Source organism: Paraburkholderia caffeinilytica (assembly GCF_051027425.1).
Taxonomy (GTDB): Bacteria; Pseudomonadota; Gammaproteobacteria; order Burkholderiales; family Burkholderiaceae; genus Paraburkholderia; species Paraburkholderia caffeinilytica_A.
Window position 1 is genome coordinate 2,216,638 of record NZ_CP186553.1, and the last position, 15,631, is coordinate 2,232,268.

A 15,631-nucleotide genomic window follows, 5' to 3' on the forward strand; every position below is an offset into this window, starting at 1 on the left:
AGTCCGGAGTAACGACGTGCACGAAATCGGTGCGGACACCGGGTGACGACATATTCGCCCTGAAGTTCGACACGGGCTTACGCAACACCACTCAAGCAACGGCTCAGATTTTTTCTCTCGACGCGGCGACCACCGGGCTAAAAAAATAAACCACGGCGCCGGCCGCAAGCGGCACGACGGTCACGGCGAAGAGCGCCGAGTAGATCCCGGCATTCGATAGATGCGCCTGTTTTGCCGCCCCCGCGATCCAGCCGAAACAACTGCTGGTCAGCGCAATACCGAGAAAAACGAGGCTGTTGAGCAGGCCCAAACCGAGCCCGAGCCGCCGTGGCGCAATGATGGCGCGCGCTTGCGACATCACAAGCGGATGGATCGAGCCGACCGAGAACAGCACGCAGATCAACGCGACGCTGACCAGCCAGTTGCCGTCCGGGCTGACCGCGAGCACCAGTGCCGCCAGTACGCCGGCGATCAGCCACAGCAGCGAAATCAGCTTGGGCGCGCAGAACCTCACGGCCACAGGAATGCAGAAGGACGCGGCGATCGCGATTACGCTGGTGACGGTCATGGCATTGCCGCGCGCGATCACATCGAAGCCGTATACGTCAGCGAGATACGGCCCACCCCACGACGTTCGGAACGTGCTGCCAACCGAGAGCGCAAGACAAGCCGGCATCAAGGTCCAGAGACCGGTGCGCCGTTTTACTGTGTTTGCCGTGTGTTGCAATGCAGCGAGACTTTGTTCATGCGCGGCGGCATCGCGCCGGCGCACGAAGCATACGACGCCAAGCGTCGCGCATAGCATGGCGAGCGCAGCCGTGACCATGACCGGACGCCAACCGAAGCTGGCCGTTGCCCGGCTCAGTGGAAACGCGGCCAGCAGTGCGCCCGCCATGCCGATCGCACTCGCCGTCGTGACGGCGCGCACGTTGCGCGTGCCGTGGCCGGAATGCAGCACGTAATTGAGCAGCCCCATGAAGATGGGCGCGCAACCGAGTCCAATGCCGGCTTGCGCGACGAGCGCCACGGTTGCGCTGGTCGTCATCGAGAGAATGCCGGCGCACGCGCCGCCGATGCCCATCAAAAGCGCGGTCGGCCCGCGCACGCCGTAGCGATCGAACATGAGGCCGACCGGCAGTTGCGCGATGGCGAACACGAGAAAAAACGAGCCCGCGAACCAGCCAAACATTTGCGGCGAGAAATGAAAATCGCCGATCAACTGGGTGGAGATCACGGCGATATAACTACGGAAAAACTGACTGAGCACGTAGCTGAAGGTCAGTGCCCACAGGCCATAATCGATCGACGATGCAGCGGCATTCGCGCGTGGTTCGTGGAGTTGTTGCTGTACGCCGTCGGACATCTGCGGTGCGCCTTTGATGATCGAAGCCGTCATGATAGGCGAATCGTGCACCGGGCGACCAGGTCAGTTTTTTCAACGCTGGTTCGTTTGCTGGAGTATTGTTTAAGCGCGCTGGGAGCTTCGCAACGTCACTCTTCTACAAGACAGGGAACTCCATGCGAGCGGAAAAGTGCTGGCAGGCGCGTGTTTTTTGCATGCAACGATGCGAAATCAACTTTTCGAGGAATGGAGAAAACGTGAAAACAGTCAATCTATTGAAGGCACTCGGTATCGCATTGTGTGTAGCGACTGCGTCCAGTGCTTATGCCCAATCGAGCGACGCCATGGCGTCGGGCACCATGGCGGCGCCGGCTACGAATACGAAGGCGATGAAGAGCTCGGACCGCAAGCTGGGTCTGACCGTACGCAAGGCTTTGGCGAAAGCACAGGGTTTTGATGTGTCGAACGTGTTCGTCCGGGCCCGCGGCGGCGCGGTGACCTTGACTGGATCGGTGCCTGATGGTGCGCAGATTCCGCAAGCGGAGGAAGTGGCGAAAGGTGTTGCCGGCGTAAAGTCGGTGAACAACAAGCTGACGCTCGGCACGCAAGGCGGTGGAGGTTAATCGCATCGCGCGATTGACGAACGACAACAGGTTGCGATGGGCAGCGCCGCAAGCGCCAATCTGCGGCGCTGCCCATCGCCTTGATATCGTCCCGGTATTTGAAACGCTCACCCGGACGCGATTGCTCGCAGCCGATGCCGACATTGACGTATTACATACTCAATTCGTAACCAGCCGATAGCACGTACGGCGCCACGATCAGCCTGCCCAGTGTCCCGGCACCCACGCCCAGTGATTGCCTTCCCAGCGATAGTGGCCTTTCACCCAGTGATAGCCCGGCGCCGGCGCGGCCGGCACCACCTCGACGAGCGGCGCGGGCTGCGGTGGCCGCGCCGGTTCGACAACGCAGGCTGACAACAACGCGGTACAAAGACCTGCAAGCGATACGGCGTGAATAGTCGATCTGATTTTCATTTGCTCTCCCTGGTGATTATCAAGTTACGCACGTACGAGCCCGGTGATCGGCCGCATGCCCGCGGTCTGGCCAAATAGCGAGCCAGCCGTGCGCTGCGGATCGAGTCCGAGACTTTCGCTCGCGACACCGGCGATCAAGGCATCCAGCGACAGGGTCGGTTTGAGGTCGCGCGCTTCGTAAAGGTCGCCCGGTTTCAGGCCGGGCCAATCGGCGAGCACACGCCCGCCCGCCACCGATCCACCCAGCACCATCGCCACCGAACCGGTGCCGTGGTCGGTGCCTCCCGTGCCGTTGGCGGCGGCGGTTCTGCCGAACTCGGTGGCCACCACCACCGTGGTCTTGCTCCACAACGGCCCCATGCCGTCACGCAACGCCGCGAGCATCGTGTCGAGCGCTTTCAACTGATTGGCGAGGCGCGCGTTCTGCGCGGTATGCGTGTCCCAGCCGCCGGTTTCGATCATCGCAATACGCGGACCGTCGTCGCGTGACATAAAGCCCGCGGCGAGCTTGCCGAGGCTTGCCGGGTCCTGACGCGCACCGGCGTCGCCCGCGAGCCCGCGTGCGGTCATGGCCGACTCCCACAGCGGCCGCAATTGCGCATCCTGGTCGTACAGTTGCGCGACCCGCTCGAGCAGATCGTCAGGCGCCTGCGGCAACCCCGAGGGCGCGTACGACGTCACCGCCGCCTTGCCGCGCAGCGCCATCGGCACGGTCGGCGCGAAGGCGATCGCGTTCTCGCGCGTGGTGGGCATCGATGCGGCGAGCCGGTTCAACCAGCCGTCCTTCATCTGATACGGCGACGTGCCGCCGGTCTCCAGCACGTTCTGCCCGTCGAAGTGCGAGCGGTCGCGATACGGCGACGCCACCGCATGGACGAATAGCGCCTGACGGTCCGCATACATCGCCGCGATCTGTGTGAGCGAAGGATGCAGCGCAAAGGTTCCGTCGAGCCGGGTCGCTTTGGATGGGTCGATCGCGAGCGCGCCGCGCAGTGTCGCGTAGGCGGGTTCGGCGTACGGCACGACGATGTTCAGGCCGTCGGCCGCGCCGCGCTGGATCACGAACACGAAACGGCGGTCGGTTGCGACGCTGGCAAAAGCGATCTGCGGCGACACGAGAATCGCGCCCGCACCCGCAGCGGCGACGCTCAGAAATTTGCGGCGTGAAAACATGGCGTTTATCTCCGTTGAAAATCCGGCGAGACCAGCAGCAGCGCAATCGCCGTGGACGCGCTTTCGGCACGTGACACAGCCGTGGCCGTCGGCGCACTGAGCGAGCCGGCCAGCAAGGTCTGGCCGAGCGAGCGCGCATCGAGCCGGTCGCCGACGCGCGAGGCGAAGCGCTGCGCCACTTCGACCCGGCGCACGAGCGCATCGGGCGCCGCCCAGCTCGCGGCAATGTCGTCGTAGCCGGCAGGCGAGCCCGGGCGCCACACCGGCTGACCGAGCTGCGTCAGAATGGGCGCGGTTTGCAGGTTGTCTACGTCCTGCCAGCCGAGCCCGCGCATCGAAGAAATAGTCCATTCCCACGGCGTCTTGAACTTCACGGCGACTGGCGACCACGCTTGCGGCATATCGAGCAAGGTCCGGTAGACGGTCGGCAGATCGCCGCCGCTGCGCGCGAACGCGTTCGCGAGCCGCTCGCTCACGTCCGGCGGCGGATTGTCCGCGACGAAGTGACGGGCGAGTTTGCCGCCGATGTGCTGTGCCGTTGCGGGCGCGCTCGCGAGGTCGTGCAGAATCGCCAGCGCCTGCTCTTCTCCTGGCTGGTCATAGCGGCGCCCCATGATGGTTCGCGAGCCCGGCTCATGCAGTGCGGTGCGAAACACGAAAGTGCCTGGCGCGGCGTTCGGCGGCACACCCTGCCGAAGCAGATTGCCTGGATTGTTCGGATTGCCAGGGTTAACAAGATTCGCAGGATTGGCAGGATTGCCGGCCAGACTCCAGCCGGTCAATGCGCGGGCGAATTCGGTGACGTCGTCCTGGTTATAGCCGCTGCGTACGCCGAGCGTATGCAGCTCCATGATTTCGCGCGCCAGATTTTCATTCAGACCACGCTTGACGTTCGGATTGCGCTGCGCGGCGCGCATGGCCGCCATGCTGTCGGGTCCGACCGAGCGCGTCTGATCGAGAAACAACTGCATGGCCGGATGCCGCTCCACCGCGACCAGCATGTCTTCAAAACGGCCCAGCACGTGCGGGCGGATTGCTTCCGCTTCGAATGAACCGGCCAGTGCCGCCACGCCGGGCTTTTCCGTAGACACCGCGAAATGGTTCGCCCAGAAATGAACCAGCCGCTCGATGAAAGGCGTCTGCGTGGTCAGTGCGCTTGCGACCCGTGCGTTCACCGAGGAACGGTACATGTCGAGCACTTCACCGCGCAGTGCTTTTCGTTCGGCTTGCTTAGCAAGCTGGGCGGTGGTTTCTGTTGTGGCTTGCCCGTTGGCTTGTGCGTTGGCTTGTGCGGTGATTTGCCCGTTGGCCTGCACACTCGCCTGATTGGCGCCTGCGCTTTCGCCGGCGTTCCGCTGATTCTGCTGATCCTGCCGGTTGAGCTGATTCAGCTGCATGCGCTGCTGCACCAGTTCCGTGGACAGCGCCACAGAATCAGGCTGGTTCGCCCATGCGGCGGGCCGCGGCTGATACTGCTCGAACTGCGCGAGCAGCCAGCCCTTCGGGTCGGCGGGCGGCGTGTCGTCGGCACGGGCACCAAGGCCGAAACGATTCAGTGCAATCGCCGCGGCATTCATGTTCGGTGAGGTAGCCATACCGTCCTCTTCGGCGTTGGATATTTCTTTAAACGAGCGCCACGATGAAATCCGTCGCGCCCGCTCAGAAATTTTTATCCCCCCGAAGCGGCACCTGAAGTTGTACCCGACGTTGTACCTGAGGCTCCACCCGAAGCCTCACTCGCGGTCGGCAAAGACGCGGCCGGTTGCGGCGGTTTTTTCGCATTGGCGGCCGGTTGCGGTTCACGCCATTGACCGCGCAGCTTCAGGCTGTCGGCGAATTCGACGCGCTCCTCGGGCGACAGCGTAGCCGCAAAATCCGCCACACTGCCCTCCACTTGCGCACGCAGGCTGCTATCGGCTTGACGCGTGCGGGCCAGCGCGGCGTCCAGCGCCGCGCGATCGAACTGCGGCGCGGCAAGCAGACGCAATACGTCGTGACGTCCTTCACGCCCCTCGCGGGCAAACTCCTTGCCCTCACGGCGCGCATTCTTCAAACCGTCGATAAAGGCCTTTTGACGCTCGGCCGACAGCGTTTCGGCGGCAAAGCGCAGTTCCGTGTGCTGCCGCGCCAGCACGGGCGTCATCGCGCCATGTGCCGCGAACCATTGATAAGCACCGCCGGCAATCGCACCCAGCAGAAACACGTTGAGCACCAGCGAAGCCACCAGCACGATTTTCCATGACCGGCCGTTCATTCGCCGCTCCAATCGGCGGACGACCCACCGAAACTCGAAGTTAAATAAGAGGACTCGTGCACTTGCGGAGCCGTCTCCGTCAACACGAAGAACGACATGGCAAGCGCTCCGGCAACGCCACCGAGCAATCCCACACCGGCCACCGCCGCGCCCGACCACCACAAGCGCCGGCGCGGCGCGGCCGGTTGCCGTACCGGCGCGCTGGCGATAATGCGCTGCTGCAACGCCGCGCCCGGCGGATCGACCTTATCGGCCGCCAGCAACGCGTCGATACCGGCCGCGGCCGCCAGCACCGCATCGGCCTCGACACGATGCACTGCGGCCCAGGTCTTTGCGGCTGCGCGTTCCTGTTGCGGCCAGCGGCGCGGATCGGCACCGTAGGCTTCGACGATTTGATGAAATCTTTCAGGCGTCATGACTTGTCCTTGCTAAGGCCGCTGCCGGCCAGTTGGGCGCGCAGATTGCGGCGCGCACGTGCCAGCAGACTTTCCAGTGCATCGACCGTGATGCCCATCAGGGCGGCGGCGTCGATGTTCGACATCTCCTGGTAGTAATTGAGCACCAGCGCCTCGCGCTGTCGTGCCGGTAAGGCGGCGAGCGCCTCGCGAACACGCTCGTTCTGGGCGCGCGCTTCGAGCGTGGCGTCGGGTAATGCGGCGGGGTCGATTTCGTCGGGCAGATTGTCGTCAGGGAATTCGCGGCGGCCGCGCAAGCGGTCATAGCAAAGATTGAGCGCCACGCGATGCACCCACGTATCGACCTTCGCCTCGCCTTCCCGCCAGCGTGAAGCCTGTTTCCAGATCCGCACGAAGACCTCCTGCGCCACGTCTTCGGCTTCCATGCGATCGCCCAGCATGCGCGTGGCGAGCGCGAGCAGACGCGGCAACTTGCGCGCGACGAGCGAGCGGACGGCAGCCGGGTCTTGCCTGGCAACCCCCGCCAGCAGTTCCGCATCGGGATCGCGTTCGCTCAAGGCTCGCGGCTCCACATCAGGTTGCTTTCTTTCATAAGAGTTGAATCCGTGAGCAGCTCCGTTTCTTCTTGAACGCAGCAGCCGGACAAATCCGTCGCTGTGAGCGGCATGGGAAAAACGTGTTACCGCATGCAAATAATTAGCCAACAAAACGGCCTTCGCATCGCCGGCAAACGAAAGGCTAACGACAGAAAGTGTTATTCAACTGAATGGTGACCGATAGGCAGCGTAATGTTCGCGCCCTCAAATCTTAATCAGCGGATGTTTCAATGCGCCCAGTTTCTTGCGGTAAGACCACTAGCTGTATTTCTAACAATATCCCCAGCGAACCTCCACACGTGCATTACTGGAAACGCTGAACGGCGAAGTCGAATCTGGAGCCAGTCACATGTTCCGTAGAACCCTCTTACCCATCCCATTTGCTGCGATGCTTGCGCTCGCAGCTTGCGGAAACAATAGCGTGAACTCGACGGCATCGACGCCGGCGGCTGCATCGACACCGGTAGCCACGGTGTCGGCGCAGGACGCCGTCACGACGGCCACACCGATCAAACACGTGGTGGTGATCTTCGGCGAGAACGTCTCGTTCGACCACTACTTCGCGACCTACCCGCAAGCGAGCAATCCGGTTGGCGAGCCGCAATTCACGGCAGCCGCAGGCACGCCGACGGTCAACAACCTCAGCACCAACAACCTGATCACCGCGAACCCGAACGCGCTCGCGACCTCGCCGAATACGGCAGGCCGCACGGTCGGCAGCGTGACGATCGCGGGCCTCGGCCTGCCGGCAGCCGATCTGCTGCCGTTCCGTCTCGATCGTTCGCAGGCCAATACGTCGAGCCAGAACCACGCCTATGCCGCGGAACAGCTTGCGTATAACAACGGCGCGATGGACTCGTTCCCGCTGTTCACGGCGGCAGGTTCGACGATTGCCGGCAGCACCGGCGCGTTCGCCACGAAGGGCCAGGTGCTCGGTTACTTCGACGGCAACACGGTCACGGCAATGTGGAACTACGCGCAGAACTTCGCGCTGAACCAGAACGCGTACACGGACACGTACGGTCCGTCGACGCCGGGTGCAATCGAAGTGGTCTCGGGCCAGAACAACGGCGTCGTGGTGACGGGCGGAACCTCGGCCAACGCGATTCCGGATTCGACCGGCGGCTTCACGATGATCGGCGACCTGGACCCGACCGGCGACGTCTGCACGATCGCGGCGGGCAGCACGGTGACGGGCGCAATGTCGTCGAACAACAAGAACATCGGCGACCTGCTCAACGCGAAGGGTCTGACGTGGGGCGGCTTCATGGGCGGCTTCAACCTGACGACGACCAATACCAACGGCACAACCGGTTGCGCACGCTCGACGTTCTCGCAAGTCCTGAACGCGACCAAGGCTGACTACGTGCAGCATCACGCATGGTTCCAGTACTACGCGACGACGGCCAACCTGAAGCACACACGTCCGACGTCGACGGCTGTGATCGGCGCGACCGATCCGCTCGACAACACCGCAACGCCGGTTCACCACCAGTACGACACCGACGACTTCTTCGCCGCGGTGAAGGCGGGCAACTATCCGTCGGTGAACTTCCTGAAGGCGCCGGCAATCGGCGACGGCCACCCGGGCAATTCGGACCCGATCGACGAGCAGGCCTTCGTCACGAAGGTGATCAACTTCCTGCAGCAACAGCCTGACTGGAAGAACACCGCCGTGATCATCGCCTATGACGATTCGGACGGTTGGTACGATCACCGCTACAAGGCGCCGACGAGCTCGTCGTTCGATTCGACCACGGCGCAGTCCGCCGGCGGCGCGACGATCGCCGGCAGCGACAACCTGAGCGGTACGGGCGCGTGTACGGCAACGGGCGCGGTGCAACCGCAGGGCGTGAATGGCGGCGCAGTGAACGGCCGTTGCGGCCCGGGTACGCGTACGCCGTTTATCGTGGTGTCGCCGTGGGCGAAGGTCAACTTCGTCGACGATACGCCGATCACCCAGGCGTCCGTGGTCAAGTTCATCGAGGACAACTGGCTTGGCGGTCAACGCCTTGGCAATGGCTCATTCGATGCAAACGCAGGCAGCATCATGAACATGTTCAACTTCACGGGCTCGGGCAACAACCCGGCGCTGTATCTGGATGAAAACCTGGGTACGAAGCTGTCGGCGCCGCCGGCCAGCTGATCCCCGCACGTGTGCGGGCTGCCCTTCGGTACGCTTCACGTCACGCCATGCACGAACGCTGTTCGTGCATGGCGTGACGAAGCGCGGCGCGGGGAAGAACAGGACACACATCAAGCTGTAGTCAGGCGTCGAGCCAGTGCAAACGTGCTGGCTCGATTTGCTTTTTGATCGCACCTGATCGAATTACTAGTCACCATCGCCATGAATCATTCTTCAGACGCTGCCCTGCCCTCGCATCTGCCCGCCGGCGGTGAACCGGGTCCCGTCATTACCCGCCGCTCGTGGCTCAGGCTGCTCGCGTGGAGCGCTGCCGGCATCGTGCTCGCACTCCTAGTGGCCTGCGCGTACGCGCTCGTCTACCCGGAACGGATGCCGCCCGCAGTCGGCGCGATCGTCGAAGAAATCACCGGCGCGAATCCTAATCCGGTTCATTTGATGCGTCCGCAAGACGCCCCGCTGAGCGCGGTTGCGCTGCTCGGCAAACAGATTTTCTTCGACCAGACGTTATCGGCCTCGGGCACGCAGTCGTGTGCCTCGTGCCATTCGGCACAGCATTCGTACGCGCCGGATAACGCGTTTCCGGTTCAACTCGGCGGACCGCACATGAATCAGGCCGGCTATCGGCCGCCGCCGTCGCTGGCGTATCTGTACCGCCAGGCGCCGTTCAGCATCGGGCCGGATCAGGGCGATACCGATGTGCCTGTCGATTTGACGCAACTGGCTTCACAGGCAGCCGGCGTGCAACGCGCGCAGAAAACGGCACTTGCCGCGCCCGCCGCTCCGGCGATGGTGCCGCAAGGCGGACTGTTCTGGGACGGCCGCGCCGATACGCTGCAAATCCAGGCGATCGGTCCGCTGACGAATCCGGTGGAGATGGCCAATGCGACGGAAGCCGATGTCGCGCACAAGCTGCTGCAAACGAAGTATGTCGACCAGTTCAAACAGATCTTCGGGCCGGGCATTCTCAACAATCCGAGCCTGTTGATCTCGGAGGCCATGTTCGCGGTGGGACGGTATCAGACCGAGGATCAGTCGTTTCATGCCTTTACCAGCAAGTACGATTACTGGCTCGAAGGTAAAGCGCGTTTGACGCATGCCGAGTTGCACGGTTTGCAGTTGTTCAACGACAAGGACAAGGCCAACTGCGCGGGTTGCCATTTGAGTCAGCCTAGCAAGGATGGCTTGCCGCCGGTCTTTACCGATACGCAATACGAGGCGCTTGGCGTGCCGCGTAATCCGGCCATTCCGGCCAACAAGGATCCGAAGTTCTTCGATATGGGCGTGTGCGGCCCGTTCCGCGACGACATGAAGAAGGAAACGCAGTACTGCGGCATGTTCCTGACGCCGACCTTGCGCAATGTTGCCGAGCGTAAGGTGTTCTTCCACAACGGCGTGTACCACGACCTCAAGCAGGTCATGGACTTCTACAACCTGCGCAATACGGCGCCTGAGAAAATCTATCCGCGCGATGCGTCCGGCAAGGTACAGAAGTACAACGATCTACCGGCTCAGTATCATGCCAATGTCGACGTCGCCGATGCGCCGTTCGACCGCAAGTTCGGTGATCAGCCGGCCATGACGGATCAGGATATCCAGGACATCATTGCGTTTATGAAAACGCTGAGTGACGGGTATAAGGTTTCAGGGTCCTGAGCGCCCGCAGGGGGTGGGTGCATAGCCTTTGCGCAGCGTCGCGCGAGCCGGTGAGGTATCCTTGCCGGTTCCGCGACCTCTATCCGTACCCTGCCTGATGTCCGATTTCCCTTTCGACGCCGTACTTTTCGACTGCGACGGCGTGCTCGTCGACTCCGAACCCATCACCAATCGCGTGCTGACCGAAATGCTCGGTGAGCTGGGCTGGCAATTGACCGTTGAAGAAGCCATGCTCATTTTTGTCGGCAAGGCCGTCAGGGATGAAGCCGCGCTCATCGAAGCACGCACCGGCTTCGCGATTACGGCGGATTGGCTCATGCAGTTTCGCGCGCGCCGTAACGAGGCGCTCGATCGCGAGCTGGTGGCGATTGACGGCGCGGCGTCAGCCGTGCGCGCGCTTTACGCGACGCTTAACGGGCGTATTGCGGTCGCGTCGGGTGCCGATCGCATCAAAGTCGAGTTACAACTGGTGAAGGCCGGGATCCTCGACTGCTTCGACGGACGCATCTTCAGCGGCCACGAAATGCCGCGCAACAAGCCGTATCCCGATGTCTACCTCGCCGCGGCCGCGGGGGTCGGCATCGAACCGCAACGATGCGCCGTCGTGGACGATACCGTCACGGGCGTGACGGCGGGGGTGGCCGCCGGCGCTACCGTGTTCGGCTATTGCCCGAAAGAACTGAGCCACAGCAGCGCCACCGCATTGCACGGCGCGGGTGCGGTTCATGTGTTCCGGGACATGGCCGAATTGCCCGCGTTGCTCGCCGGATGGCGTGGCGTGCAGGGCTGAGGGCACGCCGTTATTCGAATGCAGGATCGATCGGTACGCGATATCCCATCGCGAGGCGGTTGGTCTTTTTGCTAACCGGAATCGGCGAATCGCGCGCGAGCGGCGCGGGTTTGCCTATTGTGCCTGGAATTCCAGTCGGCCAAGGGAATGCTCGCAACGAGCGTAACTGTTGGCAGCGCACCGACATTCTGGCGCCGGCAAGTCGGTCGATCTCAACCACCTTGCGGCCGCCAGATCAGCGCATAGGGGCGGCATGCCGCTTTGCGGCGGATGGCATGGTGTGTGCAACGGGACCCAGTGAGCGCGGCGATACCCAAGCTCACTGTCAATCCAACTTTGCCGGAGATCCACCATGAAAGCACTCGTCCTCAAAGATCTGCCTCGCGTCGACGAACTCGATCGCGCGGCTTCGCAAGCCGTCCACGGCGGCACCGCCTGCCTCACCCGGGAAGCACCGCCGGCTTGCCCCGGCGAATTGATGCCGCCCATTGTCATTCGGCGCGGCTGGGAGTGTCCGCCGATTCATTGGGGCTGTGAGCCGGTCCATTTCCCATACGGGAAGTCGCCTTCGCACCCTGAGCCGGTGGTGGTGCCGCTTTAAGGCACCGTCTGAGCAAAAGCCGATCGGCACACGGCAACGATCTCGTTGCCGTGTGCACTACGTGTAGTCAGCGATTACGCTTAAGCCTTCGCCACACGCCCATACGTATCTTCAAAGCGCACGATATCGTCCTCGCCAAGATAGGCACCCGACTGCACTTCAATCAACTCGAGCGGAATCTTGCCCGGATTCAGCAACCGATGCGTCACGCCAAGCGGAATATACGTCGATTGATTTTCCGTCAGGATGATCTCGTTATCGCCATTGGTAACGAGCGCGGTACCCTTCACGACAATCCAATGCTCCGCGCGATGATGATGCATCTGCAAGCTCAGTTGCGCGCCGGGGCTGACGACGATGCGCTTGACCTGGAACCGGTCGCCGCTGTCGATGCCTTCATACGAGCCCCACGGCCGCACCACGCGGCGGTGCGTGACCGACTCGTGACGTCCCATCGCATTCAACTGCGCAACGATCTTTTTGACGTCTTGCGCCTGGTCACGATGCGCCACGAGCACCGCATCAGCCGTCTCGACGATAACCACGTTATCCAGCCCGATCGCGGCAACCAGCCGGTGCTCGGCGCGGATGTACGAATTGGTCACGGCATCGGTCAGCACGTCGCCGAGCAGCGCATTGCCCTGCGCATCGCGCTCCGCAATGTCAGCCAGCGCAGTCCACGACCCGATGTCGTTCCAGCCGAGATCCGCAACCGCGACCACGGCGGCGCGCTTCGTTTTCTCCATCACGGCATGATCGACCGAGATGTTGGGAGAGGCCGAGAACGTTTCTGCTTCAAGGCGCACGAAATCGTTGTCGCGCTGCGCCCCCTCCAGCGAAAGCTCCGCCTGCTTCGCGATTTCAGGTTCGTAGCGGCGCAGCTCTTCCATGTAGGTGGACGCCTTCAGCATGAACATGCCGCTATTCCAGTAGTAGCTGCCATCGTCAAGGAAACGCTGCGCGGTCGCCGCATCCGGCTTCTCGACGAACGAATCGACCGCGAAGGTCGGTTCGCCTTCCACAAGACTCGTACCCGAACGAATGTAGCCGTAACCGGTATGCGGTTCGGTCGGCGTGATACCGAACGTCACCAGGTAGCCGTCTTTGGCGATCTGGGCCGCTGCTTCGGCCGCTTTGACGAAAGCCGCTTCGCCGGTGATCACGTGATCGGACGGCAGAACGAGCAGCAACGAGTCCGGGCTTTCGCGCAATGCGAGCAAGGCCGCGACCGCGATAGCCGGCGCCGTGTTGCGGCTGGCGGGCTCGAGCACGATCGCCGACGACACGACATCGACCTGGCGCAACTGCTCGGCAACCAGAAAGCGCTGTTCATTGTTCGTCACGACGATCGGCGATGCAATGTCGGCGATACCGTTCAGGCGCAGCGCGGTTTGCTGAACCAGAGTGTTTTCGCCCGTCAGCTTGAGATATTGCTTCGGATATCCGCCGCGCGACATCGGCCACAGCCGGGTACCGCTCCCACCGCAAAGAATTACTGGATGAATATGCATGGTCTTTTTCCTCTCTAGGTATTGTTTGAATTTGCGCGAGCCGATTCCCTCTGCTCTCATTCAAGTCCGGCGCATAAGCTGCATTCGCACCGATTCCAGTTCATGCGGTAAACGGCGCGAAACTGGCGCGCGGCGTGGCAGTTCGACAAAGCCGAGGCGTTGATACAACTCGTATGCGCGCCGGTTGCTGACAAGTACGTCCAGTACGACCTGCCGATCCGGTTCGTCATGCATCAGCCCCGCGCGCAGCACGCTGGTAAATAGCGTGCTGAACACACCGGTACTCCGCATCTGTTCAGCGGTCGCGCAATGTGCGATCAGTGTCTGCGACGACTTGGGTGCAGGCAATTCACTCTCCAGCACCAACCCGCGCAACAGCATGGCAACCGTGCGGCGCACGCCGAAAAACATCAGCAGCATCAGCGCGACATGCGGATCGTCAAACCAGATGTTCCGGCCGTCATGCATGGCCAGCACCGCCACCACCTTGCCGTTGCCCGTCACGGCGACGTGGTGCCGCCGATAGGAGAAACGGCCGTGTTTCGACGTGAAGGCGAATTCCAGAAACTCGATACACCGCGTGTCAGATTCGCCAAGAAAGAACCCGAACTCACGCACACCCGAAGCGAAGATCAACGGCGCGCACGCTTCGGCGTCTTCCGCTCGCGCGGGACGCAGTTGCAACTCACCCGATTCCCGGCCTTGCTGCAACGCGCGAGCGCGCTCTGATTGAACGGCGTACATGACGGGTATTCCTCTCTAACGAGGCAGGCGCTTGAGCGCCGCAATGGTTCGACTGATCTGTTCCGGCTCATGCGTCGAACAGATAAAAAACCGCAAACGTGCCGCCTTTTCTTCCACAGCGGGATAGAAAATCGGCTGTACGTTGATGCCTTCCGTGAACATCGCGTTGGCCCATTGCGCCGCCTTCAGGGTGCTGCCGGTAATGATCGGCACGACCGCATAGCCCGCGCTTTTGCCGGTGTCGAGACCGGCGGCCCGCGCTTCGTCGAGAAACTGTTTGCCACGCGCGCGCAGCAGCGCCACTCGCTCCGGTTCGGCAATCAGCCTTTCCAGCGCGGCCAGCGACGCTGCCGCCAATGCCGGAGCAAGGCCTACGCTATACAGAAAGCCCGGCGCGAGGTGTCGCAGGATATCGATCAGCGCCTGCGAGCCGGCAATAAACCCGCCGCATCCCGCCAATGTTTTGCTGAGCGTGCCCATCCAGATATCGACATCGCCGCTCGCCACGCCGCAATGCTCGCGAACGCCCTTGCCCCGTTCACCGAGCACACCGAGCGAGTGCGCTTCATCGACCATCAGAAACGCGGCATGCCGGCGCTTGATGTCGACGAACTGCGCCAGATCGGGAATATCCCCGTCCATGCTGTACAGGCCTTCGATCACGATCAGCACACGCCGGTAATCGTGCCGCACGCGCGTGAGCAACGCGTCGAGCGCCTGCCAGTCGTTGTGCGGAAAACCCAGCCGTTTCGCGCCGCTCAATTGCGCGCCTTGCACGATGCTGTTGTGCGCGAGCGAGTCGTGCACGATCAGATCGCCGGGACCGAACAGCGAACCGATCACCGTCACGTTGGTGGCATGGCCGCTCACGAACACGACGCAATCGTCCACCTCGTACACCTCGGCGAGTGCCGCTTCGAGTTCGCGCTGCACGGGCCGTTCGCCCGCCACCATCCGGCTTGCCGATGCCGACGTGCCGTAGAGATCGATCGCCGCTTTCGCGCGCGCGGAAACGAGTGGATCGCCGGCAAGACCGAGATAGTTGTAATTCGCGTAGTTCAGATACTCCGCGCCGCCGATCTGCGTGGTCGCGCCCGCAATACCTTCGTGCACGCGGAAAAACGGCGACTGGACCTGCAGCTTCTCGCCCATCTGCCGCATGATTTCGACCTGCTGATAACCCGGCATGGTCTCGAAGCTGCACAGCGCGGCGCGCGAGGCGTCCTGCGCTGCGCGCGTGCCGCCGCTGGGCAACGGCGCGCCCGGCGTCTGCGCCTCTTCGGAGACGCGTTCCAGTTGCCGCATCAACGCCTTCGCGGCGAGTTGCTGGCGGATGTGATCACCCAATCCCATGCTGTTCAGATAACC

General features: G+C 62.6%; 15 protein-coding genes. 5 read left to right on the plus strand and 10 right to left on the minus strand.

What is annotated here, in order from left to right; translation table 11 throughout:
• Positions 1 to 103 precede the first annotated feature (103 nt).
• Positions 104 to 1,396, minus strand: coding sequence for an MFS transporter (locus tag ACOSV0_RS30330; protein ID WP_434110922.1), 1,293 nt, complete (start codon positions 1,394 to 1,396; stop codon positions 104 to 106).
• A 203-nt stretch (positions 1,397 to 1,599) separates the two neighbouring features.
• Between ACOSV0_RS30330 and ACOSV0_RS30335 the strand changes: the two genes are divergently transcribed.
• Positions 1,600 to 1,965 carry a BON domain-containing protein gene (locus ACOSV0_RS30335; RefSeq protein WP_434110923.1) on the plus strand — a complete coding sequence of 122 codons (366 nt, stop codon included), beginning with the start codon at positions 1,600 to 1,602 and terminating at the stop codon, positions 1,963 to 1,965.
• 198 nt (positions 1,966 to 2,163) lie between these two features.
• On the opposite strand, the gene ACOSV0_RS30340 is transcribed toward ACOSV0_RS30335, so the two are convergent.
• The 6 genes from ACOSV0_RS30340 to ACOSV0_RS30365 all read right to left on the minus strand — a co-directional run bounded on the left by ACOSV0_RS30340 (position 2,164) and on the right by ACOSV0_RS30365 (position 6,779).
• The gene (locus ACOSV0_RS30340) at positions 2,164 to 2,379 is read right to left on the minus strand and encodes a YXWGXW repeat-containing protein (protein ID WP_434110924.1); all 216 of its coding nucleotides are present in this window, start codon (positions 2,377 to 2,379) and stop codon (positions 2,164 to 2,166) included.
• Positions 2,380 to 2,403: 24 nt separating this feature from the next.
• Positions 2,404 to 3,552, minus strand: a complete 1,149-nt coding sequence (locus ACOSV0_RS30345; protein WP_434110926.1) for a DUF1501 domain-containing protein — start codon at positions 3,550 to 3,552, stop codon at positions 2,404 to 2,406.
• A gap of 5 nt (positions 3,553 to 3,557) precedes the next feature.
• Complete coding sequence (locus tag ACOSV0_RS30350; RefSeq protein ID WP_434110927.1) at positions 3,558 to 5,147, minus strand: DUF1800 domain-containing protein; 1,590 nt, start codon at positions 5,145 to 5,147, stop codon at positions 3,558 to 3,560.
• 74 nt (positions 5,148 to 5,221) lie between these two features.
• Positions 5,222 to 5,806 (minus strand): periplasmic heavy metal sensor, encoded by a 585-nt coding sequence (locus tag ACOSV0_RS30355; RefSeq protein WP_434110929.1) that lies wholly within the window; start codon positions 5,804 to 5,806, stop codon positions 5,222 to 5,224.
• Positions 5,803 to 6,222: a hypothetical protein gene (locus ACOSV0_RS30360; RefSeq protein WP_434110930.1), complete on the minus strand. Its 420-nt coding sequence runs from the start codon at positions 6,220 to 6,222 to the stop codon at positions 5,803 to 5,805. Before ACOSV0_RS30360 ends, ACOSV0_RS30355 begins: the two co-directional genes overlap by 4 nt.
• Positions 6,219 to 6,779, minus strand: a complete 561-nt coding sequence (locus tag ACOSV0_RS30365) for an RNA polymerase sigma factor (protein WP_434110932.1) — start codon at positions 6,777 to 6,779, stop codon at positions 6,219 to 6,221. The genes ACOSV0_RS30360 and ACOSV0_RS30365 overlap by 4 nt, the downstream gene beginning before the upstream one ends.
• A gap of 388 nt (positions 6,780 to 7,167) precedes the next feature.
• Here ACOSV0_RS30365 and ACOSV0_RS30370 point away from each other — a divergent pair, with 388 nt between their 5' ends.
• The 4 genes from ACOSV0_RS30370 (at position 7,168) to ACOSV0_RS30385 (ending at position 12,008) form a co-directional block, all read left to right on the plus strand.
• On the plus strand, positions 7,168 to 8,964 hold the full coding sequence (locus tag ACOSV0_RS30370; RefSeq protein WP_434110933.1) for an alkaline phosphatase family protein: 1,797 nt from the start codon (positions 7,168 to 7,170) through the stop codon (positions 8,962 to 8,964).
• Positions 8,965 to 9,165: 201 nt separating this feature from the next.
• Positions 9,166 to 10,617: a cytochrome-c peroxidase gene (locus ACOSV0_RS30375; protein WP_434110934.1), complete on the plus strand. Its 1,452-nt coding sequence runs from the start codon at positions 9,166 to 9,168 to the stop codon at positions 10,615 to 10,617.
• Between the two features lie 97 nt (positions 10,618 to 10,714).
• A complete protein-coding gene (locus ACOSV0_RS30380; protein ID WP_434110935.1) occupies positions 10,715 to 11,407 on the plus strand; it encodes an HAD family hydrolase in 693 nt (230 codons plus the stop codon).
• A 352-nt stretch (positions 11,408 to 11,759) separates the two neighbouring features.
• Complete coding sequence (locus tag ACOSV0_RS30385; RefSeq protein WP_434110936.1) at positions 11,760 to 12,008, plus strand: hypothetical protein; 249 nt, start codon at positions 11,760 to 11,762, stop codon at positions 12,006 to 12,008.
• An 80-nt stretch (positions 12,009 to 12,088) separates the two neighbouring features.
• Here the strand turns inward: ACOSV0_RS30385 and ACOSV0_RS30390 are convergent, their stop codons facing one another.
• From ACOSV0_RS30390 to ACOSV0_RS30400, 3 genes are read right to left on the minus strand one after another with little or no spacing between them, the layout of a single operon-like run.
• Positions 12,089 to 13,519 (minus strand): mannose-1-phosphate guanylyltransferase/mannose-6-phosphate isomerase, encoded by a 1,431-nt coding sequence (locus ACOSV0_RS30390; protein ID WP_434110937.1) that lies wholly within the window; start codon positions 13,517 to 13,519, stop codon positions 12,089 to 12,091.
• A 60-nt stretch (positions 13,520 to 13,579) separates the two neighbouring features.
• Positions 13,580 to 14,263, minus strand: coding sequence for an N-acetyltransferase (locus ACOSV0_RS30395; protein ID WP_434110938.1), 684 nt, complete (start codon positions 14,261 to 14,263; stop codon positions 13,580 to 13,582).
• 15 nt (positions 14,264 to 14,278) lie between these two features.
• Positions 14,279 to 15,616 carry an aminotransferase class I/II-fold pyridoxal phosphate-dependent enzyme gene (locus tag ACOSV0_RS30400; protein ID WP_434110940.1) on the minus strand — a complete coding sequence of 446 codons (1,338 nt, stop codon included), beginning with the start codon at positions 15,614 to 15,616 and terminating at the stop codon, positions 14,279 to 14,281.
• Between the last annotated feature and the right edge of the window lie 15 nt (positions 15,617 to 15,631).